Source organism: Saccharopolyspora sp. NPDC050389, assembly GCF_040655595.1.
Classification (GTDB): Bacteria; Actinomycetota; Actinomycetes; order Mycobacteriales; family Pseudonocardiaceae; genus Saccharopolyspora.
Genome location: NZ_JBFAKG010000005.1, coordinates 117,469 through 142,327, shown reverse-complemented (window position 1 = coordinate 142,327; position 24,859 = coordinate 117,469). Strand labels below are relative to the sequence as shown.

Here is a 24,859-nt window from a genome sequence, read left to right as displayed (position 1 = left end):
AAAAAGTCTCGTCACGGTTTTTTTCGATTAAAATGGGCCGACATACGATGCGCGTGTCGCATGAAGTGGAGGAGGGTGAATGGGCCTGCTGCCCGCCGAGGTGCCGGATATCCCGGAGGCCAGGTCTGAGATCGTCCCGGCGAGACTGGCGCGCAAGCTCGCGCCGCTGTTCGGCGTGCCGTGGGAGAGCGGCCCGTTCGGCCCGCTGACCTGGGTCTCCGACTACAACAAGATCACGTTGTCGGAGATCGCGCGCGGAGCCCCGCTGCGGACCCGCGGCCGGGCGGCCAAGGCGGCTCCGGTCGCGGAGCCCGGCTCGTGGGCCATCGTCGACCGCGTCGCCGTGACCGGCCCGGGCGGGTCGCTGCCCAACGAGATCCCGAACGCCACGCTGAACCGCTTCGGGCCCGACACGAAGGCCGCGGTCGTGCTGACCGCGACGAACCGGCTGCTGGAGCCGGTCGTCCGCGCGGTCGAGTCCGGGATGGGGCTGCTCGTCGCCGCCGACGGGTCGGAGCTGCCGGCCCGATCGCGCCTCGCCGCGTGGGCCGCGCTGGTCCTCGAAGCCTTCCGGACGCAGCCCGCCCTGGTCGCCGCCGCGATCCGGGCCCGCACCATCCAGCGCGAGCTGCTCGTCGACTGGTACCTGCCGCTCGCCGGTGGTTCCGCCGAGCTGCCGCTCACCCGCTGCGAGGTCGGCGGGCCGCACGTCGACGGCGGCGAGGGCACCTCGTCGCGGCCCCGCGATCTCGAACTGGCCGATCGCACGGCCCGGCTGCTCGGGGCGGACGTGCCGGGCGAGGTGGTGGACCGGCTGCTGCGCGAGCTCATGGCCATCGGAACGCAGCGCAGTTCCAGCCACCTGTGGCTGAACGAGCGCCGGCCCGGCCAGCTCGTCGTCGAGGCGCTCGTGCCGCCCACCGAGCAGGTCGACCGCTACGTCGAGCGGGCGGGACACCTGCTCGACCAGGACACCGGGCCGGGAGTGCTGCCGCGCATCCCGGCTGCGGCCGAGCTGGCCGAGCTTCCGGTGCTCGCGCGGCGGGCGGTGCTAATCGGCCTGCTCACCGTGCTGCGGCAGGTGCAGTTCGATGCCGAGGAGCGGGAGCGGACCAGGGCGGCGATCGTGCCGCTGCTCGCGGCGGTGGCGGCGCTCGCGACCGAGTGCCTGGGCCCCGGCGATCCGCTGACGGTCCTCGCGCGCTGCCGCGCGGCCGACATGACCGTGCACACGATGCGCCACGACCGCCGCAACGAACTGGCCGGCGCGGTCGAGGAGTTGATGGCGCAGGTCGAGCGGTGCATCGAGCTGGCCGAGGAAGGCGTCGTGGACCGGGGCGCCGCGGCCGAGGCGATCTCGTCGGCCAACGTCGAGATCAACATCGTGCGGCGGACCAATGCCGCCGACGCCGAGGCCAAGCTGCCGCCGCCCGCGGAACTCGACGACTGGCTGCGCCGCACCTGGGCCGCCTACCGGCGCATCCTGCAGATCACCCGCGATTGGGACCAGGACTCCCGGCTGGCCGTCGGGCATCACCTGCACAACTACGCGTCCTACCTGGCGTCCCACCCCGACGACGAGAGCGATCTGCTCGCCGCCGTCGAGCTGTTCGCCGACACCGTCATCCCCGCCCGCGAGCTGTACTGGAAGCGGACGCAGAGCTTCCTGCCGCTGCGGCAGTCGTTGCAGGTCGCGACCCGGGCGACGACGACCCTGAGCAGGCGCGCCGCCGAAGCCGGGCAGCACGGGCAGGCCGTGGACTGGGCGGAGCGCGGGTATGCCTGGATCCGCCAGGCGCTCGACGACCGGGAGACCGCCGAGCTCCTGGCCCGGCCGACCGAACCTGCGGCGCACTTCTGCCTGCTCGCCGTGCCCGCGCTGCTCGCGGCCGTCGAGTCCGGGCTGGCGGATGCCGGCGAGGTCGAGCGGGCCGGGCGGTTGCTCGCGGTGGCCGAGGACTGGGTGCGGCGGGTCACCGACGGCAGCGAGGCCAGCTACAGCCACTACGAGCTGCTGGCCGACCTCCGGCGCCGCCTCGACGCGATCGGCTGAAAGCCGTTGCCCGGCAGGGCGTTACGGGCGCAGCAGTTCGGGCCAGGGACCCTGGTAACGCTCCAGCTGCCGGCGTGCCGCGTCCGGCGCGATGCCCGCGGACTCGCCGAGCGAGCTGTAGTTTTCCACCAGGCCGGTCTCGCCCCACTGCCGGTGCGGGCAGATCTCGTCCGCCGCAACGGGTTCTCTGGGCGAACCCGTTCGGCCGGTGCCCGGGCAGCACGGTTCGTGCCGTGGCCGCGTCGATCGCTCCACGAACTGCATTGGGGCCCGTGCCCCGTGCCGGACGATGATCGCGGCTTTGGCCCGGGCTTTGGCGGTGTCGTCGTTCCTGGCGTCCGGCGTCAGCTTCGCCATCAGCTGGCCGGTGAGCGCTTTGACGACGGGCGCCCTTTCCGACCACAGCGGATTGAGCGCGGCCAGTGCGAACTGGTGGACGCCGGTCAGGGTGCAGCCGTCGACGGCGGAAGGGTCGGTGGCCGCGGCCAGTTGGGCGATCAGGTCCTTGAACTGGCCCTGGGTGATTCCCTGCGGCCAGGGAGGCCCGGCGGTCGCGAGCTCGTCGGGTTTCTCCTGCGCCAGGCGGCTGAGCCGGTCGGTGGCGATCCGCAGCCTGCGCACGAGCACCAGCAGATCGCGGGTCTTCGGGCGTTCGTCCTGCTTGCTGCGCAGCCACGCCAGCAGCGGGTCTCGGGCGGCGGATTCCGCGCCCGCGAACAGGTTCGCGATGAACCAGGCTGCCAGCTGCTCGACGTCGGAGAGCCGTTCGCCGTGATCCGGCGCGCCGGGTGACGGCCGCTGGTCGAGGTCGTCGACCGGCACCTGGTCGGAGTTCTCGTCGAGGTGGAGCCGGTGGTTGAGCACGCGGTGCACGGCGTTGACGCGCTTGCCCGCCGCGCGGCCGCCGGGCCCGGAGCTGCCGAGGTGCACCGCGAACTGGTCGATCGCCACCGCCACATCGGATTCGTCGGGCCCGCGTCGCATCGCGGAGCCCGCGGGCCGCGTCATCGCCTTGTTCAGGATGCCCGCCAGCTCGGGCACCCGCTTCGCCAACTCGCCGAGCGGATCGTCCCCGACCAGGCCCCGGCGCGCCGCGATGGCGATCCGGTAGGCGGCGAGGCGGACCAGGAAGTCGGCGTTTCCCGCGACCGGGAGCGGATTGCCGGCGCTCGGGGCCGGCAGCCCCGCCACCCGGTACTCGGCCGTGAGCCGGGCCCCGTGCTCCAGCACGTCGAGGACGATGTCCGTCGCGTCGGCGTCGGAAACCTCTTGCCGCCCGGGGATTTCCACGAGCGCCTCGACGATCGCCGGTACGACCACGTTGAGCAGTAGCTCCGGCTCGCCGACCGGGCGGGCGTCGGTCATCAGCCGTCGGATGCGCACGGTGCGGGCCAGCAGGGCGATGGTGCGGTCGTCGTCATCGGAGTCGACCCGGCCGACCCGCACCAGAATGTCGTACGGCAGAACGGGAAAGCGGCGGTAGCGGCGGAACTTCGCCGCCGCGTTGCTGGTGTTGCCGTGCACACCGGAGTGCCAGCGGCCCCATGTCAGGCACGCCGCGGCGAGCACGCCGCACTCGTCCGGGCCGACCGGAGCAGCGGTCTTCTCCAGCTTCGCAGCCACTTTCCAGGCCCGTTCGACGACGGTGTCGAGCAGCGCCGACAGCGATCCGAACTTGTGCACCAGCGCGTGCAGGTCGCTCGCGTAGATCGTGCGGAGCACCTCGACGGCGGCCGCCACCAGCTCATCGCGTGAAATCATGCCGACCTCCGGCTCTCGGAGCGGAACCGCACGCCCATCGGATCGCCCGGCGTGACCAGCCGGGCGCGCAGGACGCCGGAGGGATCCGGCTCGAACGTCTGCCAGTGCTGCGAGCCGTCGTCCGGGCCCGCCTGGAGCACGGCGTTCGCCTCGTCTCCGGTAGGACGAACGCTCAGGTCGAGTTCGATCGCACCCCCAGCGCGCGGTCGAATCGTCCACGTGACCTCGGGATCCACCCCGACCGCGGCGGCGAGCTCGCCGGGCAACCGCCAGATCTCCTGATCCGGTTCGAGTTCGTCGGTTCGCCCCGATCTGAACTGCAGTTCCCCGCCCCGCAGGGCATCGGCCCAGCCCGCCAGGTCGAGCCGCGTCCACAGCTCACCAGCCCAGGCGCCCAACGTGCCCCGGGGCGCCGGGATCGCCGAATCCAGCGCCGCCGCCCGGTACGGCGCCCAGGCCTCGGCGAGGCCGTCGACCTCGCCGAGGTCGAGTTCGAGCCAGCCTCCGCGACCGCCCGTGGCGACCGCGTCGGCGACCGCCGCCGAGACGCGCGGCCCCAGCAATTCCGCCACGTCGTCCGGAATCCCGTCGTCCCGCAGCGCGACCGAGACGAACGTCGGCGGCCCTTCCGGATCGGAGGTCGCGAATCCGGCGACGAGTCCGCTGCGCAACCGCACCTCCATGGCGGGTTCCGCGGTCAGCAGCGTCACGGCGACCGTGCCGCGCTCCGGGAGGTGGTCGATCCGCAGGTGACCGTCCCAGGTGACGACGCTCATGAGCTGCCTCCGCGCTCGCCGGGTGTCCGCCGCGCCGCGACGGCTCGCCATTCGGTTGTCCGGCCCAGGAAGGCCGATCCCGGCCCGCCCGCGGACCGTGCCGGACCGATCGGAAGGAGAGACGCCATGCGTGGTGGCTCTGACGACAACCCCTGACGGACGACCGGATCGGGCGGTGCCTTCGACCGCGGCGGACGCGCCCCCGAGCGGTGTTCATCTTGCGACGCGACGCCGGGACCCCTCCCTCGTCCGTCAGTGCACGATCACAGGCCGTTGCAGATGTGGATCGCTGACCATGGAAGGCAGCCATGACCGACCCGACCCGCCGACGGTGGCGCACGGCCGCCACCGGGTGGCTGATGGTGCTCACGCTGCTGGTGGCCGACGCCTGTTCCTCGGCGGGATCGGGAAAACCGGGCGAGGAGGACGTCCACCTCGTCTCGTACTCGAAGGCCGCGTCCTGGCTGGCCGGGCTCGACCCGGCCGAGGCCGACGAGCAGATCCGCGACTGGGCCAGGCTCGCGCTGGCGTCGTCGCTGGGCATGGACCAGGACCGCATCGTCGATGCCATGCACGACACGACGCCGCTGCGGGATCCGTTGTTCGACGGGCTCGTCGAGCAGCCCGCGGGCCCCGGTCGGTCGCTGTTCGACGGTCAGACGCTGCACCTGCTCGTCCCGGAGGACGATCCGCACCTGATCCGCACCCTCGGCCGGCTTCTCGACCAGCACCGCGTCGACGCGGGCTCCGATCCGGTCGACCTGCAGGTGCACAGCTACCGGATGCGCCCAGAGAACCAGAAGGTCGAGCTGCGCGCCCAGGCCAAGAGCCCCACCGGGGAGTTCCGCGCCGCCAACGGCTACCGCGAGGCTCAGGTCGACCAGCGGGCGGGCCTGGAAGCGTTTCTCGCCGACACCAACCACCTCTCGCGGCTGGAGGTGCGGGCCGGCCAGGTCTGGGCGGCCGGCTGGGACTGGCCGGACCTGCCCGGTGGCGACGTCAGCCTGGAGGACGTCTCCGTGCTCCAGCGCGGCTACCACCAGCAGGGCGGTGCCGGGCCGGGATTCTCCTTGGACCCCAAGGAGATTTCGGGCGTCGACGAGATTCATGCCGCGATTCCCGATCTGGCGCCCGAACTGGTCGGCCGCCTCGCGGGTGGGAACTGGGATGCCGGGCTGACCGAGCTCATCAAGGGGCACTTATTCGGCGGTGATCCGTCCGCCGATGAGTTGCGCGCGCGAGGCTTGCCCGCGGACCGGACCCAGCTTTGGGCGTTGTACAACCTGCTGCACGGCAACCCGGTGGTCAACGAGGCCCGCTATGAAGGGGGAATCGCCGGCACCGAGGTCGGCATGACGACCTTCTACTCCGACCTGGTCATGAAGGACTGGGTGGCCGGCGTGGGCACGGGAGTGCCCGCCGGGAAGGTTCCCGGGTTCGTGCCGCAACCGGATGTGCCCACTCCGCCCGGGCTTTGCCCGCCGGCGGGGGAGCGGGCGCCACCCGGGGAATCGGCCCGGCTGTGGCTGGGGCAGGCCGACGGTGCTTTCGGCTACCGCCCCGGCAGCGTTGACGTCGGCGCCCAGGCGACCCGGCTGTTCGTGCGGTCGCAGGGGCCCGATGGGCGGGAGGTCGAGCCCACCTACCGCATGGGCCGCGCCTCGGCCTGGTGGGATCGCCACTACGCGGACGTCGCCGACTACGAGCCCGAGTTCTGGCGGCTCGAAGAGTTGATGCGCTGGTCCGGGGCGCTCGATTGGCTTTCTGAGAGCGGGCACGAACTGCCGGGGCTGGCGGACGACGAGATCCGCTCCGACCTTCGGTTCGCGGAGTGGCACGCGCAGAACGACGAACTGCGCGAGCGCGCGCAGCCCGCCTCCGTGTCGCTGCCCGATCGGCCGGAGTCGGTGCTGACCGTTCCGTCGGCCGCGTTCGCCGACTGCGGTTTGTCCAATGTGTACGGCGGAGTGTCGCTCGGCGGTGCCTTGAAGCGGCACGGGATGCCTGCCGACAACCCGCTGCCGCCCGGGGTGCGGCGGGCCAAGCCGATCGACCCGGTCGCCACCAACGTCGACCCGGCCACCGGAACGGCCCGGATCAGGCAGCTCGGCGACGAGGGATCGCCGGAGGGGCTGACGCGGGTCGTCCTGCGCGGTCCGGACGGCGCGTCGGTGGCGACCGAAGGCGCGCCTCGCCGGGAGATCCCGTTCGGTGAGGCGCGCTTCCGGGGCGAGGGCGGCCCGCGCAGTTTCGAGGCCCGGTACCGGACCGACGAGCACGGCGCCTCCACCGGCGTCGAGGTCCAGGGGCAGCCGGTCGCGTCGGTGGCCGCGCTGCATTCCGAGGCCGGCCGGGTGCGGCAGACCGACGTCGTCGTGAACGTCGGCCTGCTAGGGCGTTTCCGGGATCTGGTCAAGCGCGATAGCGAGAACCCGGAGCACGGGCTGGAGAATGCGCCCGGCTTCCTCTACACGTACCCCGAGCCGGGCGGGACCGGGTACCGCTTCAACGAGGGCTGGGTCACGAAGACCACCGAGCCGGCGCAGTCGGGTTTCGTCGTGGAGTTGCCCGGCCACTCCTACCTCCGCGTCGACCGGCCCGCGCAGCTGTCCGGCCTCGACATGTCGAGACTGGTGGCCGCGCCGGATCCATTCACCATGACATACGGCGACCTGCAGCGACAGGTGCCCGCCACCGCGACTGTCTACGTCGCGACCGATCGGCCGACGCACCTGACCCGGCCGATCGCGCCCGACGATCTGGTGAGCGTTCGCATCGCGACGCCGGTCCCGCAGGCGGATGCGGTCGCTCAAACCGGCTTCGTGCCCATTTCCGGGGATGAGCGGGCCTGGTCGTTGCTCAACGCGGGCTCCGTCAGCGCTCCCCCCGACCTCGATCGGGCCATCGTGATCGGTCTGCCGCCCGGTGGCGGTGACTGGGGATTCGGGCCGTTCGGACCGTTCGGGTATCCCATCGGCCCCGGTAGCCAGGTCGTGCTCGTCACGCAGTGCCAGCAGGACGACGGGATTCCGCCGAAGCGTGCGGAGGAATGCGCCTCATGACCGAACCGGCAAAGTACACAGTGGACCACGGGTCGCCGTTGGCCCTGGAGATCGACGCGGCGTGGGAGGCGTTCGAACAGCGGGATGCGCGAGCGATGGACCGGTCGTACCGGAAGCTGGCCCGGCTCGCCTCCGGCCTGCCGTCGGAATTGATCACCACGCTCGCCATGCAGCACGTCAGCCGGCTCCGCATCCTCGGCGACAGCACGACCGCGTTGGAGCGCTGCGAGGAATATCTAGGTAAGGACGGGGAAAACCTCCACTTGCGGCTGCTGTGCGCCGAGACGCGACTGGTGCTGGGTGACGACTCCTGGATCGGCGCGGAGGTCGACGAAATCGAGCGGATCGCCGCTGGGAAGCCGATGCGCGACGTGGACGAAGCCCAGCTGCACCGCCTGAGGGGCTTTGCCGCCGCGCACCGCGGGGACTTCAGCAGCGCACTGCGCCACCTCCGAGAGGCTCGCGCGGTGTTCGCCGCGCTGGGCGACGAAGCGGCTGTGGCCGCGGTGGACCTCGACATCAGGGCGGTCGAACGGCAACGTGGCGATACGTCGGAGCCGGTGCGCAGCGACGACGATTCGCCGCAGGCCAGGATGGTTCGCGCGGAAGAGCTGCGAACGGGCGGGTGGTACGAGAAGGCGCTCGCCGAACTGGCACCCGCGCTCGAAGACGACCGGCTGGATCCGGCGATCCGGTTCCACTTCCTCTTCGCGAAGGTCCGCCTGCTGCGCCTGCTGCACTCGCCCGTGGACGACGAGCTGATGTCGGAGCTCGAGGCGGCGGCGAAGCAGTCCGCGCATCCGGAGGAGAACCGGCTCGCCGCGCAGCGGCTCGATCCGAGGGCCGACAGCTACAGCGTGGTGGGCATGGGCGGGCATCTGCTGCAAGCCGTCCGCGCGTATGCCGAAGCGGCAGTGAGGCTCATCGGGCCCAAGCAACCCGACGAAAGCGGGCTCACCGAAGCAGAACGCCGAGTCCTTGCGAAGCAGCGGGTCGGCGAAGCGGAAGAGCTGCTGCTCGCCGAAAAAGCCCCGCTCGAACCGGCCGCTTGGCACGTCGCCGAATGGCACCTCGCCGCGGGCGAAGTCGCCTTGGCGACCGCCAAGCTCGAACACGATCCGACCACCGCCGCGCAGGCGGTCCGCCACTTCCAGGAGAGCGCCGCGACCGAGGATTCGCCGGAGGTGAACCGGATCGCCGCGCTGCGCCGTCTCGGCGACGCCCACGATCAGCTTCGCGAGTTGGACGCCGCCGGTCGGGAGGAACACCTGGCGAGGGCGGCGGAATCCTGGGCCGAGGCGCACCGGCTGGAGGAGAAGCTGGCGGCGCGGCAGGAGGTCGACGAGAACCGCATCCGGATGCTGCTGGCGAATCCGACGGAGTTCGACAAGCGGATCGATGCGGCGGACCGGGCGATCGAGCGCGGCGAGAAGCACGCGGTGGCCGCAGCGGTCATCGCGATGGAGGCCGCCAGGGGTTCGGCGATCCTGCCTCGGATCCTGCCCGGCGAGCAGCCGCTGGTGCGCGACCTGCCCGGCCCCGGTGACCTCGCCGTTGCGCGGCGCTGGATTCGCCGGGCCGCGCGCGGGCTTCCCCGCAAGCAGCTGATCTGGATGCTGCACGCCACCCCGGACGGCGTCCACCACGCGTTCATCTGGCGCAGGCGGCCGTTCGGGGTGCACGTGCGGCACGCATTCGTGCGTGGCGCGCCCGGCTCCACCAAGATCGACCTCGCGAAGGCGATCGACGAGCTGAAGGACTGCTGGCTCAACGGCGTCCGGCTCGAAGGGCGGCTGCGCAAGTCCAGGAGCACCGGGACGTGCTTCTTCGACGAGAAGTTGAACGAGGTCGTGAGCCTGCTGGGGATCGGTCTGCTCGGGAAGTTGCCCGGACACGTCGAGCGGATCGCGGTGGTCGCCGGCGGTGATCTCGCGGAGCTCCCGTTCGCGCTGCTGCCCTGCCCGGGGCCGTCCGGGAAGCTGCTCGGCGGCGAGTACGCGTTGTCCGACCTCCCGTGCCTGTCCATCAGGCGGCCGCTGCGCCGGCGTGCTCGCGGGCAGCGGGGCACGCGAGGCGGGCAGATGCTGCTGGTGCAACCGAATGCTGCAGCGCCGCACGACTCCGGCACCGTCGATGAGCAGGCGCTCGAACCGGCCGAGGAGGTGCCGGGCCGCAAGGTGCTGGACCGCGCCGCGGCGACCCCTGCGGCCCTGCGCGAGGCGTTGGTTTCCGGGCGGTACCGCCAGGTCCGCATCGACGGTCACGGCGTGTTCCAGCCGGATTCCGCCCCGGAATCGATCCTCTTCCTGGCGCCCGAGGGAGAATCCGGGCAGCTGAGCGCCCGCGAGTTCCAGGCCATGAACCTCAGCGGCACCGGCACGCTGGCGCTGGGCTCGTGCGAGTCCGGGATGGCCGAGCGCATCGGCCGCGACGAGCGCACCGGCTTCGTCCGCGCCGCTTTCCTCGCCGGAGCCTCATCGGTGGTGGCAGCGCGGTGGGACGCGCTCGACGACGTGGCCGCCCGAGTGCTGAACAGCTTCGAGAAGAACCTGCGCCGCCACCCGCGCGATGTGGCGCTTTTCCTGGCGCTGCAAGAGGAACACGGAAAGCACCACGCGGGGCCGGGCGGTCATCCGGCGCGCTGGGCGGTGTGGACGCTCTACGGCGACGTCGGACACCAAAAGGTTTGGCATGAGCCGGTTTCCCGCTGGTGGGACGCGGCACTCCGACTCCTGGGGAGAAAGGATGCGTGAATTGCGATCGGCGACCGGGCGGTGGAACGCCAGGGCAGCGGCACTGCTGCTGGCCGGCGCGATGCCGCTGACCGCGCTGCCGCCGGCGTCGGCGCAGGACGCGCCGCCCGCGTTGCAGCCGGTGCAGATCGTGCTGCTGGTCGACCAGTCCGGGAGCCTGACCGAGCAGGACATCGCGGCCGAGCGCGACGCGGCGCGGGTGATCGTCCAGGGCGAGCCCGCCCGGGATTCCACCGTGTCGGTGCTGGGATTCGGCAGCGAGAACACGCCCGGCCAGTCGGTGGTCGACCCGATCTGCCCGCCGATGAAACCGGATTCGTCGCAGAACCGCCAGGCCCTCGGCGACTGCGTCGGCGGGATCCACCGGCGCACCCCGGCCGAGGGCGACGGCACGGACCACGTCCGGGCCATGCAGAAGGCGCTGAGCTACCTCAGCGCGCCGGGCGCGGACGGCCAGCCCAAGATCGTTTTCCTGTTGACGGACGGCGTGCTGGACGTGCGCGACAGCCCGTATTACGGCACGACCGACGACGAGCGCAACGCCGCCGCTCGGTTCCGGCTGCCCGGCGTGCTGGACGAGCTGAAACAGGCCGGTGTCAGCGTGTGGCCGCTGGGATTCGGCCAGGCCGACCAGAAACAGCTCGACCAGTTCGCCACCGGCGCCGCGCAAGCCCGCTGCGGGCTACGCACCGCGCCGCCGAGCGCGACGGTGATCAAGGAATCCGCCGACCTGTGGGGCGCCATCGGGCGGGCGTCCAGCGCGGCCCGCTGCACGAGCGTCGGGGAGCCGGTGCCCGGCCAGTTGTCCCCCGGCGGAACGGTCGAGCTGCCCGTGGACGTGCCGGCGATCGCCAGCGAAGGTTCGATCCTGGTGTTCAAGCGTGACCGGCGAGTCCTGGTCGGCTACCTGGATCCCAACGGCGAGACGGTGCCGGCCACCGGCGACTTCGGTGGCTCCCACTTCGAGTTGAGCGGCCAGGACACCGAGGCCGAGGCGATGCGGATCCTCAACCCGACGCCGGGCCGCTGGACCGTGCGGCTGGAGTCCCGGCCGGGCGTGCCGCCGCAGGAAGTCGGGGCCATGACGGTGTTCCAGGGGGCGGTCCGAGCGCTGCCGTACATCACGCCGCAGACGCCGGCCCCGGGATCGGCGGTGCAGTTCTTCATGCAGGTGCGTGGCGCCAGGACGGCGATCAAGGACCCGGCGCAGTTGGCGGGCCTGACGTTGACCGCGGAACTGCGCGGCGAGGGGTTCGCGCCGCTCCCGCCGGTCGAACTCTCCGATGAGGACGGCGACGGCGAGTACCAGGGCCGGATCGTCGTGCCCGCGACCGCGACGGGGCGGCTGGACTTCGTCGGCGGCATCACCGGCGTCGGCGTGAGCGGCGACCACCAGATCTTGCCCACCCGGATCTCGTCCGGAGCGGGAGGAGTGCAGAGCGTGCTGAACCTCGATGACACGGACGTCGAAGTCGTCGCCGGAACCTCGTTGAACGGCAGCATCGACGTCAACAACGCGACCGGCCAGCCGAGGACGATCCGGGTCGAGGTGACCGACCTCAGCCAGGGCGCGCTGGTGCGGGCCTCGCCGGAGAAGCTGGTGGTGCCGCCCGCGGCGGGCTCGCAGCGGCTGGGCTTCACCCTCACCTTCGATCCGGCGACGGCGCTGGGCTCGAACCAGGGCCGCATCCGGCTGGTGGACGAGACCACCGGCTTGGTGCTGCGCGATCCGGTGTTCGAGCGCGAGGTCGTGGCACCGCCGACGCTGATCGAAACCCTTTGGTGGCTTTGGATCCTGCTCCTCGCGGCGGTCGTCGCGGCGGTCGGCGCGGTTCTGCTGCGGAGGCGGCGGCGCAACGCCGAGCGTGACGTCCGCGGCATCCGGGTCGAGCTGCGCCGCCACGGGCAGCCCACCGGCAGCTCGGTCAAGGCGCACCAGCACGGGGCGGAGTTCCGCTTCGGCGTCCACCGCGGCGAAAGCGCCGCCGATACCCGCATCACCGGCGGTTCCGGCGGTGATCGCTACCGGGTGCGGCGGGCCGCGGGCGGGCCGGTGTTGACCGGGCCGTCCGGCGAACCGCTCGGCCTCTCGGGCGATGTGCTCGAACTGGCCGACGGCGTGGAACTGGTCGTCCACGACCGGCCCGCCCGGCGCCGCGCGGATAAACCCCGACGTGGCAGAGGAATCCAAAGTGGACCATCGGCGAAGCCGAAGCGGACGTACGACCCGTATGACTCCTGAAGTGAGGACCTCACCATGAAGATCCACCAGCCGATGCTGTTCCTCGGCCTCGGGGGCACCGGATGTCGTGTCGGCCGCGAACTGGAGCGGGTGCTGCGCGAGTCGCTCTGCGGCCCCGACGGCACCGAGCTCGTCGCGCGCATGCGCGGGCACGACTACCTGCCCTACCAGCTGCCGTCATGCCTTCAGTTCGCCTACGCGGACCTCAGCATCGACGAGCTGAGCAAGGTGCTGCCGAACGTGGTGCCCAGCGCCGACCACCACGCCGCCGCGCAGCACACCACGCACCTCATCGCGAACCTCGTGCCGCCGAACCACCACAACAGCGCGCAACTCGCCCAGGCCATGCGGATCACCCTGGACGGGCGGATCGACTGGCTGCCCGGACCGGAGACCGACCCCCGGGTGGCGCCGCTGAGCGCGGGCGCCGGCCAGCTGCCGACGGTCGGCCGGGCGGTGCTGTACGAGACGATGCGCCAGGGCCACGGGCCCGCCGCCGTGCTGCACGGCGTGACCGAGGCGATGCAGCGGATCAAGTCCTCCGGCGCGGTGCTGTACGAGCTGGGCGGGAAGATGACCAACAAGGTCGACGTGTTCGTCGCCTTCTCGGTGGCCGGCGGCACCGGCAGCGGCATCTTCTACGACTACCTGCACCTGATCGGCGAACACCTGCGGCAGGCCGGGACCGAGGCCCGGATCTACCCGTTGGTGCTGATGCCTTCCGCCTTCAAGGAGGGCATGGGCGGCGGCCGGGCCGCCGTGCTCAACTCGGCCACCGCGCTCGTCGACCTGTTCCGCCTGATCGACGACCAGAACGCGCAGGGGGCCGGGGACGACGTCAGCGGCGCGCAGGACCGGGGCCCGCTGTCGATCTGGTACCCGGGCGAGCCCCGCCCGGTCAACCTGCAGCCCGCCACCGTGCAGACCGCTTTCCTGTTCGGCCGGCCGAAGGACGGGGTGAGCGGCGAAGACCTGGTCCGGTCGATGGTATCGCTGGTCACCACCTTGATCGGCGCCGGCTCCGAAGGCGATCAGTCCTTCGCCGACCGCTTCATCAACGACACGGTCGGCCGCTCGGCGTTCGCCGAGACCGGCATCGGGCGGCGCGGCGTGTCGACGTCCGCGGTCGCCTCGCTGAACATCCCGCTCGCGGTGCTGGCGGACGTGGTCAGCTCCCGGCTGCTCGCCGAGGCGGTGCGGGCGATGCGGCAGCCGCCCACCGGGGCCGGGGTGCACAACCGCGACCTCATCGAGCGCCTCGACGTCGCCGCCGGTTTGGCGGGCTTCCTGACCTGTGCGCCGCTGGAGCCCTTCGCCGACGTCGAGGACGTCCCGGTCGGCTACGACGCGATCATCCAGGCGCTGAGCGCCCGGGCCCGGGCCATGCAGGAGAGCCTCGATCGCAACGAGCGCCTGCTCGGCCCGCACCTCGGCCGCATGGCCCGCGACTTCGACCCGGCCAAGGCCGCGGAGGAGCTGTCGCGCACGGTCGACCCGTTCCGGCTGCGGCGCGTCGTGCGCGGCGATCCGGGTTACCCGGAGAAGCTCGACCGGGGCGGCTTCGAGAAGATCCTCAACGACCGCAAGGAATCCCGGCGTTCGCCGGGCGAGTTCGGGCTGCACCCGCCGCAGCCCGAGAGCGTGCAGCGGCGGCGTGCGCTGCGGCGGCTGCGCTGGACGGACCCGGCCGTCCAGGAGGCGGTCGAGGACCAGGACGCCTGGTACCGGTGGCGGGTCCGGCAGCAGTGGCACGATGCGTGGCGCAAGAACGAGCGGGTCTGGGAGCCGCGCTGGCGGTCGTTCTGCGATCAGCTCGCCGCCATCACGGACGAGTTCGCGGAGCACATCGCCGTGGACGACCGGCAGTTCTCCGAGCGCGCAGCGCAGCTCGACGCGCCCCGGCTCGGAGTGTCCTACCTGATGCCTCCGGGAGAAGATGGGCTGGAGGGCTTCTACGGCCGGGTTTGCGCCGCCCTGAAAGACCGCTTCCGCGATCGGCTCGATGCGAACCCCACGGCGGCCGACATCGTCGGGCTGATCCTCGGCGAGGACGGCTGGTCCGCCGCTTTCCGCATCGGCCGGGAGCGGCCGGACGCGGCGCTTCACCTGGTGCGCCAACGGATTCGTGGCGCCGTCTCGGAGTGCTTCCGGCCCGGCGGTGGGGAGCGGGCCCTCGTCCCGTCGATCCGGGACCTGCTGATGGCGACGGTCGGCCGGGCCGACCGGGCCATCGACGACACCGCCGTCGCGCACTTCCGCAAGCAGCTCGCCGGACTGGTTCCCGGCGGGTACGCGCCGGCCGGTGAGGGCACGCTGAAGGTGCTCATCTCCTATCCGGGCAGCGCGCCCGACAGCGACGTGGAGACGTTCCTGCGGACCAATCTGCTGCCGGCCGAGCACGCCCCGTCGATCGTGTTCCGGCCGAACGAGTCCGATTCGCTCGTCGTCTTCTTCTTCCGCACCTGCATGGGCATCACCGAGGTGCCCGAGGTGCGCGAGTCGGTCCAGCTCGCCGCCGAGGCCCGGCGTTACGAGCGGGCCGACGACCGGTTGTCCTGGCGGCAACGGCTCGGCCGGGCCCCGGGCTACGTGATCTCCACCCCGACCGACCGCGCGCTGATCCTGCAGAGCTTCCTCAACGCGATGTGGAGCGGCAACGTGGCGGTGGATCCGCCCGGTCAGGACCGCAGCCCGCAGCGGATCCGGGTCCACACCGGACACGCCGACGCCCCGCCGCTGGCCTTGGAGCTGACGCCGTTCCGGGAGCTGTCGTCGTGGGGGAGCCTGCTGCAGGCCTACGAGGAGTGGGTGCTCGGCAACGGCAGCGGCACCAATCGCGCTCTCGCCGCCGCGCTGATCGCGATCAAGCCGCGCAACGTGGACCGCGACCCGTCGCCGCCGTCGCCGCTTTTCACCGCGTTCCAACAGCTTCCGGAGAAGGAGGCGCAGCTGCTCGACGAGATCCGCAACCGGCCCGGGATCGGCGCGGGCGAACAGCTCGACCTGATCGAGGAGTTCTGGACCCAGACCCTGCCCGCCGCGATGGGAATGCCGTTCCGGGGCGTGCAGGCGCCGTTCGCGAACCTGCGGGACATGACCGACTACTTCGACTACCAGTCCCCGGCGGGCGACCGGTGACCGCCCGCCACGACGACTCCGTCCTCGTCGTCGACCTGCGCGACGGCGAATACGACGCGGAGCAGGCCGAAGGCGCGATCCTGGTGCTCGACGACGCGGAGAAAGCCGCCGAGCACGACCACTTCTTCCAGGCGCTGCTTGGGAATCCCGCGGTTTCGGGTGTGCTCTGCGTCGCCGTCGACGGCGGGAGTTTCGACGGCGCGGTGCGGATCCGGCCCGCGCCGTCGCTGGCTCCCGTCGAGCGCGCGGCCACCGTCTGGATCGGCCATTCCGACGGGATCAGGTGGCGGCCGGCGGATCCGCTCGTGCGAGCGGTCGCGCGAACCGATCACTCCGGCCTGGGGCAGCTGATCGACGCCCTCGTCGATCCGGCGGTCTTCGCCGCCGTCGTGAAGGCCGTCAACACCCTGCCCTACAGCACGGCCAGCGCGGGCATGGCCCTGGAGCGGACCAGCCTGCACGACGCCGAGCTGCGCCGGGCGCAGGAGGAGGCCATCGCCTGGTTCACCGATCCGGACGCGGGCCGGGTCGGCTCCCGGGAGCTGCCTCGGGAGGAATTCCGGGCCGCGGTCGGCGAAACCATCGAGGTCGACTCCTCCGAGGACGTCCTGGCTCCCGGCGCCGAGCTGGCCGAAGCCCACGCCCGCGCCGTCACGGCGCTCAACGCGGCCGACCACGCGCTGACCCGCGTCGACCACTTCCTCGCCCCGTTCCCGAAGCGGCGCCCGAGGCCGGCCGTGGGGCCGGTCCTCGCCGAGGCGCGGGCGGCGGCGCAGGACTTCCACGACAAGGCCACCCAGCAGTTGCACCGCATCGACGAGAACCTGCGGGGACAACGCGTCGGCAGGGACGTCGTCACTCGGCTCGGCGTGCGCGGCCCGGCTCCGGCGCGGCCGCGGGACATCCGCGACCGCTCGCGGCGGCTCGTCGAGGAGTGGCTCGGGCGGTACCGGTCGGTGGCGTGCCTGCTCCCGGACCTCGACGCGGGGCGGGTCGGCCAGGAGCCGCAGGGCTGCGCGGCGGCCATCGCCGAGCTGGCGGACCTAGCAGCGCCCGCGGGATCGGCACCGCGGCTCGCATCCTGGCCGTCGCCGGCGCTCGCGGCACCGCTGGCCGCAGTGGCCGGTGGCCTGGCGGCGCTGGGAACCTTCGCGCTGGGCATCGTCGCCGCGTTCTTCGTCCCGGTGCTGGCCATGGCCTGGTTCGCCGCTGGCCTGCTGCTGCAGGCGCGGCAGCCGACCACGACCGGCGAGCAAGGCTTCGCCGACGCAGCACCGCCCGCCGCGTTGTTCTGGGCGTTGCCGGTGCTCGGCGGCTGGCTGTTGGTCTTCCTCGTTGCCGGCACGGGAATCCCGGACGTGTTGGGCGCGGTCGCGGTCCTGCTCTCGGTGTTGCTGTCGGCCTGGACGATCGGGGTCGGCTGGCGGCGGTCGGTGCGGCATTGGCGGCGCGAGCTCGACTTCGACGACGCCCGGGACCGGGTGGCCCGGACCGCTCAGCTGGTGGACGAGGTGATCCGGGCGGAGTGGCGGCCCTCGGCCCGGCGCGCGCTGTTCGCGGAAGGGCTGCGCCAGGTTTCGATCGGCCTGACCGCGGTCCGGGACGTCCTCGCCGAGCGCGCGGCCGACCTGCTCGGTTCTCCCGGGCAGCCCGGCGAAAACGGCTCGGACCGGCCACCGGATCGCGACGTCCACCAGGAGGCGTGCGAGGTCGTCGTCACCGACCTGGTCGACCTGACGATCGCCGCCCTCCGCCCGTGCTGGGCCGGGATCGAGGCCGATCGGCCCGCGGCGCGCGAGGAACACGAGCGGGAGGTCGAGCGGCTGCTCGCCGCCTACCGCGAACACCTCGGGCGGTACGGGTTGCTCGTGCCGCCGCCCTTCGCCCGCGACCGCGCCCATCGCGCGGAACTCGCCGCCCGGTTGTGGGACGGCTCGCTGGTCGGCGACGCGCTCCGGTGCGACGTCGACGCCGAGATGACGCAGCTGTGCCACGCCCGGCAGCTCGGCGCGGTCAGCGCGATGGCCGACCGCGCGCAACTCGTGCGGTTCGCGCCCGCGGCGGTTCGCGGTGGCAGGCATGGGGATCCGGGGCTCGCCGTCACCTGGACCGGCGAAGCCGAGATCGCGGGCACCCTGCGACTCGTCCCGCTCAGGCAGGGGGTGTTCCAGTGACGACCGAGGTCAGGTGCCGTGCCGTCGACGGCACGCCGCGCACTCTCCGGCTGGAGGTCATCGGCGATGCCGGCGTCTCCGGCGGCGGCCTGCCGACCCGCGTGGTGTCCGTGGACGGCGGCCCGCGGCTGCTGCAGAAGTGGGTTCCCCGCAACGAATCCGGCGATCCGGGCCGGCTCCGGCCGCTGGATCGCGAGATCCGGGCGCTGCACCGCTTCGCCCTGACGTTCCCGCACGACGGCTACCCGCCCGAGTTGCCGAGGCTGTGGTACTACGACGTGGACGGCGACGAGCCGTTCGTCCTCGTCGAGCCCTACCGGGGCAAGCCCGTCGAGGGGCTGCTGCCGGAGCTCGGGGCGCAGCACCGCTACCGGCTCCAGGTCGGCCTGCTGCGCGCGCTGCACCTCGCCGCCGTGGCCGGGATGACCCATGGGCGAGTGGATCTCGAAGCGCTGCGGTGGGATTCCGAGACCAGGACGGTGCAACTCGTCGACTTCGAGCGGGCCGCCGGGATCGGCGAGCAGCGCGGGTCGGCCGACGGCCGATGCGTCGACGTCCGCGACGACGTCTGGGACGCCGGGCTGACGCTCTGGCGCACCGTGCACCCGCACACCGGGCGCGGGGCCCCGGATCTCACGGTGGACGGCGGCGCGTTGAGCACGCTGCTCGACGGGGTTTTCGTCAACCCGCCGGAGGTCCGCCCGACTCCCGCAGACCTGCTCACCAGGCTTCGCGAGCCCACGGACGTGCCGGTCCTGATGCCCGGCAGCGCCCTGGTTCCGGGCGTTGAGGCGTACAAGAACCTGTTGCGGCGCAAGCGAGAACAGGCCGCGGCGCAGGCTGCCCAGGATGCCCCCTCCCGGTCCTGGCTGCCCTGGCGGCGCGCCTCGAAGTCCGAAGTGGACCACCAGCCGGTGCTCGTCCGCTGCCCGGTGTGCCTCGACTCCTATCCGCGGCCGCTGCCCGACGACGAGCTGTGGCGTCACGAGGACGGCGAGTTCGTCAAGGACGACTCGTCCTCGCTCGACCCGCAGAAGCGGCAGTTCCGCAACCTCAGCGGCTACCGCCGCTGCCCCAATCCGTCGGACGACGCCGACGAGCACTTCCTGCCCGCCACGTACTACGACCATGGCCCGCCGCTGGTCGTGGCGCTGATCGGTCGCCCATCGGCGGGGAAGACCCACCTGCTCGCCGCGATGCTCCGGGAGGTGGTCGACCGCGGCGGCCTGACGCCCTACGGGCTGACGGCGACCGCGTTGGACCTGCATCGCCACGACCGCTACCGGCGGCAGACGCTCGAACCGGCCGAACGCGGCGAGCGGCTCCCGGGCACGCCGGAGGGCCTCACCGATCCGGCGGAGATCCTGCTGATCAGCGGGCCGGGAGGCAGCCGGCCGCTGGTGTTCTTCGACGTGGCGGGCGAGGACCTGCAGGCGGTCGGCGACTCCCGGCTCGCGCGGTTCCTGATCGGCACCGGTGCCCTGATCTTCGCGCACGGCCTGGAGCCCGCGCCCGAGCGCGTCGGCAACCAGGCGTTCGAGATGTCGCTGGCCCGGCTCCGGGCGGTGCCGGACTTCGAGCGGCTGCCCGCGGCGGTCGTCGCGACCAAGTCGGACCGGCTGCGCTACCTCCCGCCGATCGACCACTGGCTGCGGCACCGCAACGGCGCCATGGCGGCGGTCGATCCCGTGCTGCTGCACATGGAGAGCAGCTCGGTCTTCGCGTTCCTCCACGGCCGCGGTGACCACGCCGCGCTCGCGCCGTTCAGCGTCTTCGACCGGTGCACCCTGCACTTCGTGTCGGCGAGCGGCAGCGAAGCCGTGCCGGGGGAGGAGCGGTTTCCCCGCGGGTTCGAGCCGGTCCGGGTGCTGGAGCCGCTGGTCGCCGTCCTCGCGATGGCCGGGATGATCGAGGGCACCCCGGCCGGCCGAGTCGGGACCTGAGCGGCGCCCTAGGACTGATCGGCCGGGGGCTGGACCAGGCGGTGCAGGAGGGCGAGGAACTGCTCGCGTTCCTCGGGCGTCAGTGACGACAGCATCTGGTCGCTGATCGAGATGACCGCCGGGGCCAGCCGGTCCGCCAGTTCCCGGCCGCTGTCGGTGAGGCGCACCAGCTTGCGCCGCTTGTCGGCGTCGTCCTTGGCGGTTTCCACCAGGCCTCGCCGTTGCAGCCGGTCCAGGAGGGGCGCCGCCGTGGACTTGTCCAGGTGGGCCAGGCCGCCCAGCGCTCCCTGGTCCAGGTCGCCGTGCATGTGCAGCAGGCTGAGCACGGTGAACTGGGGGCCGGTGAGGTCGCTATCCACCTGCTCGTGCCACAGCCGGGTGTGCACCTGGTTCAGCCGGCGGGCCAGGGGGCCGAGCCCGCCGATGGCGGTGGCCAGGGTTTCGGCGAGGACTCCCTCGGATGGCACCGTTCGTCTCCTCCACTTGAACAAGGACGTGTACAAACTATATCCTGGCCAAAATAGGACGTACACGGAATAACTGTCCGTGACCAATTGGGTTTGAGGGTGACATGAAGCTCGTGGTTGCGCTGACCGGCGCCACCGGCGCGCCCCTGGGAGTGCGGCTGCTGGAGGTGCTGGGTGAACTGGGCGTGGAGACCCACCTGGTCATCAGCCGGTGGGCGCGGGCCACGCTCACGCAGGAGACCGGGCTGTCGGTGCGCGAGGTGAAGGAGATGGCCTCGGTGTGCTACCAGCCCGACGATCAGGGCGCGGCGATCTCCAGCGGATCGTTCCGCGTCGACGGCATGGTGATCGCGCCGTGCAGCATGAAGACCCTGGCCGGCGTGCGCATCGGATACGGCGAGGGCCTGATCGGCCGGGCGGCCGACGTGATGCTGAAGGAACGGCGCAGGCTCGTCCTCGTCGCGCGGGAAACGCCGCTGTCGGCCGCGCACCTGGAGAACATGCTCGAGCTGACCCGGATGGGCGCGGTGATCATGCCGCCGGTGCCCGCCTTCTACAACCGGCCGAGCAGCATCGGCGAACTCGTCGAGCACATCGTCGCCCGCGTCCTCGACCAGTTCGATCTGGACATGCCCTCGGCGAAGCGCTGGCAAGGCATGGAGATCGCGGGGCGACGGCGGACCGCCTGAACCCGATGACCGCAGTCCGAACTGGAAGGAAATCCCATGGCACAGCGCGGTAGCGCGATCAACTTCCGCGACTTCGTGGCGGAACTGCTCCTCGCCGGCGACGCGGTGGACATCCGCGCGACGGTGGACCCGGAGCTGGAGGTCGGGGCCATCACCCGCCGCGTGTACGAAACCCGGAGCCCGGCACCGCTTTTCGCGAACCTCGCCGGCACCGAGCCCGGATTCCGCATCCTCGGCGCTCCGGCCGGCCTCGGCGTCGGCGAGACGGCGTACGGCAGGCTCGCCGCCCACTTTGGCCTGCCGCGGCGGAGTTCGCCGCAGGAGGTGCTGGAGAAGCTGATCTCCGCGATGTGCCAGGAGCCGGTCGCGCCGGTCGTCGTGGAAACCGGGCCGTGCAAGGAGAACGTCTGGCGCGGCGACGAAGTCGACCTGGAGCGGTTCCCGGTCCCGCTGCTGCACCAGCAAGACGGCGGCCGGTACTTCGGCACCTACGGATTCCACGTGGTGCGGTCGCCCGACGGAGAGTGGACGAGCTGGTCCGTCAGCCGCACGATGCTGCACGGGCGCAACACACTGGTCGGGCCGGCCATGCCGCAACAGCACATCGGCATGATCCACGAGATGTGGCGGGAGAAGGGCGAGCCGACGCCCTGGGCGATGGTGCTCGGCGCCCCGCCGGCCGCGCTGGCCGCGGCCGGGATGCCGCTGCCCGCGGGAAGTGCGCTGGCCGCCCCAAGTCTTGAACAAGGACGTGTGCGGACTATACCCTCTCGGAGGTCATAGGACGCACACGGAATAAAAGTCGCCGACGAGCCTTGCGGACCGCGAAACCGTCGTATACAACTAGTACACCGCTCGTTCGAGTGAGGGGCTTCACAGCCGGAAATCGAGGCGTGAAGCAAGAAGGCTCGGCGGTTGCGCCAACAACCACCGAGCCGGGCAGCACCATCTGCGCACTCGTCGTGTTCGTCTACGGCCAGGTAGACGGGCGATGCGCAGCACGTCAGATCGCGACGGTTCGACCCAGGAGTCGACTATGGCAACTGCCAGCCAAAATTCTAGCAGCCGAAGAACTCACACCAGCCTCCCCGTGATCGCCGGATCGAGCCTCGCCGGCACGGCGGTGGAGTGGTACGACTTCTTCCTCTACGGCACGGCTGCCGCACTGGTCTTCAACAAGCTCTTCTTCCCCGCGGACGACCCGATGGTCGGCACGCTGCTGGCGTTCGCGACGTACGCCGTCGGGTTCGTCGCCCGCCCGCTCGGGGCGGCGATCCTCGGGCACTACGGCGACGTGAAGGGGCGTCGCGCGACGCTGATCGCCAGCCTGATGCTGATGGGCGTCTCGACGTTCCTCATCGCGTTCCTGCCGTCGTACGAGTCGATCGGCGTCGCCGCGCCGATCATCCTCGTCGTCCTCCGCCTGGTGCAGGGCGTCGCGCTCGGCGGCGAATGGGGCGGGGCGGTGCTCCTCGTGTCCGAGCACGGGGATTCGACGCGCCGGGCCTTCTGGTCCGCGTGGCCGAACCTCGGCCCGCCGCTGGGAAATCTCCTCGCCGCAGGCGTTCTCGCCGTGCTCAGCGGGATCCTGCCGGAGGACGCGTTCCTGGCCTGGGGCTGGCGCATCGCGTTCGGGCTGTCGGCCCTGCTGGTGGTGATCGGCCTGGTGCTGCGGCTCTACGTCGCCGAGACCCCGCTGTTCGAGCAGAAACGCGAGGCGGCGGCGGATGAATCCAAGCCCATGCCTCTGGGCCTGGCCGTGCGCGGCTACTGGCGGCAGATCCTCCTGGCCGCCTTCACCAGGTTCGGGGAGAACGCCGGCTTCTACATCTTCTCGCTGTTCGTCATCACCTACGTCACGCAGATCCAGGGGCTGAACCGCAGCATCGGGCTGAACGCCGTGATGGTGGGCATGGTCGTCGCCCTGCCGGCGATTCCGCTGTTCGCGATCCTCGCCGACCGCGTCGGCCGCCGCCCGATCTACATCGGAGCGTCGATCGCCACCGTCGGCTGGGCGTTCGCCTTCTTCGCCTTGCTGGACACCAGGAATCCGGCGGCCGTCATCGCCGCCGTCGTCGGCGGGCTGCTGATCTTCAGCGCCTACAGCGCGGTCATCGGCGCGTTCTTCTCGGAACTCTTCCCGACCGAGGTCCGGTACTCGGGAGTCTCGCTGGCCTACAACCTCGCGTCGGTCCTGGCGGGCTCCCTGGCGCCGATCATCGCGATCGCCCTCTACTCGGCGTTCGGCACCGGCTACGCGATCGGCGTCTACCTGGCGGTGATGGGTGCTATCTCGCTCGGCGCGTCGCTGATCGCCACCGAAACCAGGTCGGTCGACCTGGCGGAGATCGGCGCGGCCGAGCCGGCGCAAGGAGATTCGGCGGCACGCGTTCGCTGAACCAGGCGGAGGAAATCTCATGAGCACAACGAGAACCACCTCGGCCACGGCACCTGAGCTGGCCTACGAGTGGCTGAAGAACACCATCATCACGCTGCCCCGCGACGAGGAGATGTTCCTGACCGAGGCGCAGGTGGCGACGGCCTCCGGCATCTCGCGCACGCCCGTCCGGGAGGCCCTGCTCCGGCTGCAGGCGGAGGGTTTCATCCGGCGGGTGCCGAACAAGGGAGCCTTCATCCCGGCGCTGTCGGATCGCGATGTCGAGGCGGTCATGCAGGCCCGCCGCGTCGTCGAGGAGTGGTCGGTCAACGAGGTCGCGCCGAAACCGGGGGCGATCCCGGGCAAGCTGTACCGGATCCTGCAGGACCAGGGGCAGGACGCCGATCCCGTCGACTTCATCGCGCACGACCTGGAGTTCCACACGACGATCATCCGCGCGGCGGGAAACGCCTTGATGAACGACTTCTACAACTCGCTGCGCGAACGGCAGATGCGCATGGGCGTGCGCATCGTCATGGCCGACCAGGCCCGCAAGAAGCAGGTGCTGATCGAACACCGGGCCATCGCCGACGCGCTGGCGGCCCAGGATCCCGAGTCGGCGATCCAGGCGGTGCGCGACCACCTGCGAACGACGCTGCACTCGATGAAGCAGCCCACGCCCTGATCGCCCGGCACCGGGCCGATCACCAGAACGCTTGCAATGCAACGGGAAAGGTCATCCAATGCTTGACGCCACCACGGACGTCCTGGTCCTCGACCGGCTGGAATCCGGCGAACCGCTGCGATTCCGGAACTTCCACGCCCTGGTCGCCGGGTACACCGGACGGGACGAGAAGGCCGTGCGGCACCACATCGACGAGCTCGCCGCGATCGGCGTCGCGCCGCCCGAACAGGTCCCCATGTTCTACCGCGTCGCGGCCGACACCATCTCGACCGCCGAGAGCACGCCGGTCACCGCCACCAACACCTCCGGCGAGGTGGAGCCCGTGATTCTGCGGCACGGCGGGAAGTACTTCCTCGGCATCGGATCCGACCACACGGACCGGGCGCTGGAGACCGTCGACATCGGCGACTCCAAGCGCGCCTGCCCCAAACCGATCGGGCCGGTCGTCGTCGAGATCCCGGACTGGGCGGACTTCGACTGGGACGCCTGCCGGGCCCGCAGCTGGGTCGACGGCGAGCTCTACCAGGACGGCACGCTGGCGAATCTGCGCACCCCGCGCGAGCTGCTCGGCATCTTCGCCGAACGGCACGGGGACGACGACGGCGACCTGATCTGCTTCGCCGGCACCCTGCCGCTGCTGCACGGCGAATTCACCCCCGGTGCCCGATGGGACCTCGAACTCGTGCTGTCCGACGGCCGCAAGCTAACCCACACCTACCGCACGACCGGAAGGAACTGA

Annotated in this window: 15 protein-coding genes; 12 read left to right on the top strand and 3 right to left on the bottom strand. The window is 71.5% G+C overall.

Translation table 11 applies throughout. The features are described 5' to 3' along the window. Positions 1 to 79 precede the first annotated feature (79 nt). Positions 80 to 2,053, top strand: coding sequence for a hypothetical protein (locus tag AB0I53_RS05020; protein WP_358596608.1), 1,974 nt, complete (start codon positions 80 to 82; stop codon positions 2,051 to 2,053). A 21-nt stretch (positions 2,054 to 2,074) separates the two neighbouring features. Here the strand turns inward: AB0I53_RS05020 and AB0I53_RS05015 are convergent, their stop codons facing one another. After that, entirely contained in the window at positions 2,075 to 3,814 is a 1,740-nt protein-coding gene (locus AB0I53_RS05015; protein ID WP_358596605.1) for a hypothetical protein, read from the bottom strand. Further along, entirely contained in the window at positions 3,811 to 4,590 is a 780-nt protein-coding gene (locus AB0I53_RS05010; protein WP_358596603.1) for a hypothetical protein, read from the bottom strand. The genes AB0I53_RS05015 and AB0I53_RS05010 overlap by 4 nt, the downstream gene beginning before the upstream one ends. Positions 4,591 to 4,898: 308 nt before the next feature. Between AB0I53_RS05010 and AB0I53_RS05005 the strand changes: the two genes are divergently transcribed. From AB0I53_RS05005 to AB0I53_RS04980, 6 genes are read left to right on the top strand one after another with little or no spacing between them, the layout of a single operon-like run. Then, complete coding sequence (locus tag AB0I53_RS05005) at positions 4,899 to 7,652, top strand: hypothetical protein (protein WP_358596600.1); 2,754 nt, start codon at positions 4,899 to 4,901, stop codon at positions 7,650 to 7,652. Then, on the top strand, positions 7,649 to 10,405 hold the full coding sequence (locus tag AB0I53_RS05000; RefSeq protein WP_358596597.1) for a CHAT domain-containing protein: 2,757 nt from the start codon (positions 7,649 to 7,651) through the stop codon (positions 10,403 to 10,405). The genes AB0I53_RS05005 and AB0I53_RS05000 overlap by 4 nt, the downstream gene beginning before the upstream one ends. Beyond that, on the top strand, positions 10,398 to 12,647 hold the full coding sequence (locus AB0I53_RS04995) for a vWA domain-containing protein (protein ID WP_358596594.1): 2,250 nt from the start codon (positions 10,398 to 10,400) through the stop codon (positions 12,645 to 12,647). Before AB0I53_RS05000 ends, AB0I53_RS04995 begins: the two co-directional genes overlap by 8 nt. Positions 12,648 to 12,662: 15 nt before the next feature. Next, entirely contained in the window at positions 12,663 to 15,785 is a 3,123-nt protein-coding gene (locus tag AB0I53_RS04990) for a tubulin-like doman-containing protein (RefSeq protein ID WP_358596591.1), read from the top strand. Then, the gene (locus tag AB0I53_RS04985) at positions 15,782 to 17,959 is read left to right on the top strand and encodes a hypothetical protein (RefSeq protein ID WP_358596588.1); all 2,178 of its coding nucleotides are present in this window, start codon (positions 15,782 to 15,784) and stop codon (positions 17,957 to 17,959) included. The genes AB0I53_RS04990 and AB0I53_RS04985 overlap by 4 nt, the downstream gene beginning before the upstream one ends. Continuing rightward, entirely contained in the window at positions 17,956 to 19,902 is a 1,947-nt protein-coding gene (locus AB0I53_RS04980; protein WP_358596585.1) for a hypothetical protein, read from the top strand. Before AB0I53_RS04985 ends, AB0I53_RS04980 begins: the two co-directional genes overlap by 4 nt. A gap of 8 nt (positions 19,903 to 19,910) precedes the next feature. Here the strand turns inward: AB0I53_RS04980 and AB0I53_RS04975 are convergent, their stop codons facing one another. Beyond that, on the bottom strand, positions 19,911 to 20,369 hold the full coding sequence (locus tag AB0I53_RS04975) for a MarR family transcriptional regulator (RefSeq protein ID WP_358596582.1): 459 nt from the start codon (positions 20,367 to 20,369) through the stop codon (positions 19,911 to 19,913). A gap of 104 nt (positions 20,370 to 20,473) precedes the next feature. Here AB0I53_RS04975 and AB0I53_RS04970 point away from each other — a divergent pair, with 104 nt between their 5' ends. The 5 genes from AB0I53_RS04970 (at position 20,474) to AB0I53_RS04950 (ending at position 24,859) form a co-directional block, all read left to right on the top strand. Beyond that, on the top strand, positions 20,474 to 21,058 hold the full coding sequence (locus AB0I53_RS04970) for a UbiX family flavin prenyltransferase (RefSeq protein ID WP_358596579.1): 585 nt from the start codon (positions 20,474 to 20,476) through the stop codon (positions 21,056 to 21,058). A 36-nt stretch (positions 21,059 to 21,094) separates the two neighbouring features. After that, a complete protein-coding gene (locus tag AB0I53_RS04965; protein WP_358596576.1) occupies positions 21,095 to 21,841 on the top strand; it encodes a UbiD family decarboxylase in 747 nt (248 codons plus the stop codon). 307 nt (positions 21,842 to 22,148) lie between these two features. After that, the gene (locus AB0I53_RS04960; RefSeq protein WP_358596573.1) at positions 22,149 to 23,456 is read left to right on the top strand and encodes an MFS transporter; all 1,308 of its coding nucleotides are present in this window, start codon (positions 22,149 to 22,151) and stop codon (positions 23,454 to 23,456) included. Between the two features lie 19 nt (positions 23,457 to 23,475). Further along, the gene (locus AB0I53_RS04955) at positions 23,476 to 24,120 is read left to right on the top strand and encodes a GntR family transcriptional regulator (RefSeq protein WP_358596570.1); all 645 of its coding nucleotides are present in this window, start codon (positions 23,476 to 23,478) and stop codon (positions 24,118 to 24,120) included. A gap of 58 nt (positions 24,121 to 24,178) precedes the next feature. Further along, the gene (locus AB0I53_RS04950) at positions 24,179 to 24,859 is read left to right on the top strand and encodes a DUF2848 domain-containing protein (RefSeq protein ID WP_358596567.1); all 681 of its coding nucleotides are present in this window, start codon (positions 24,179 to 24,181) and stop codon (positions 24,857 to 24,859) included.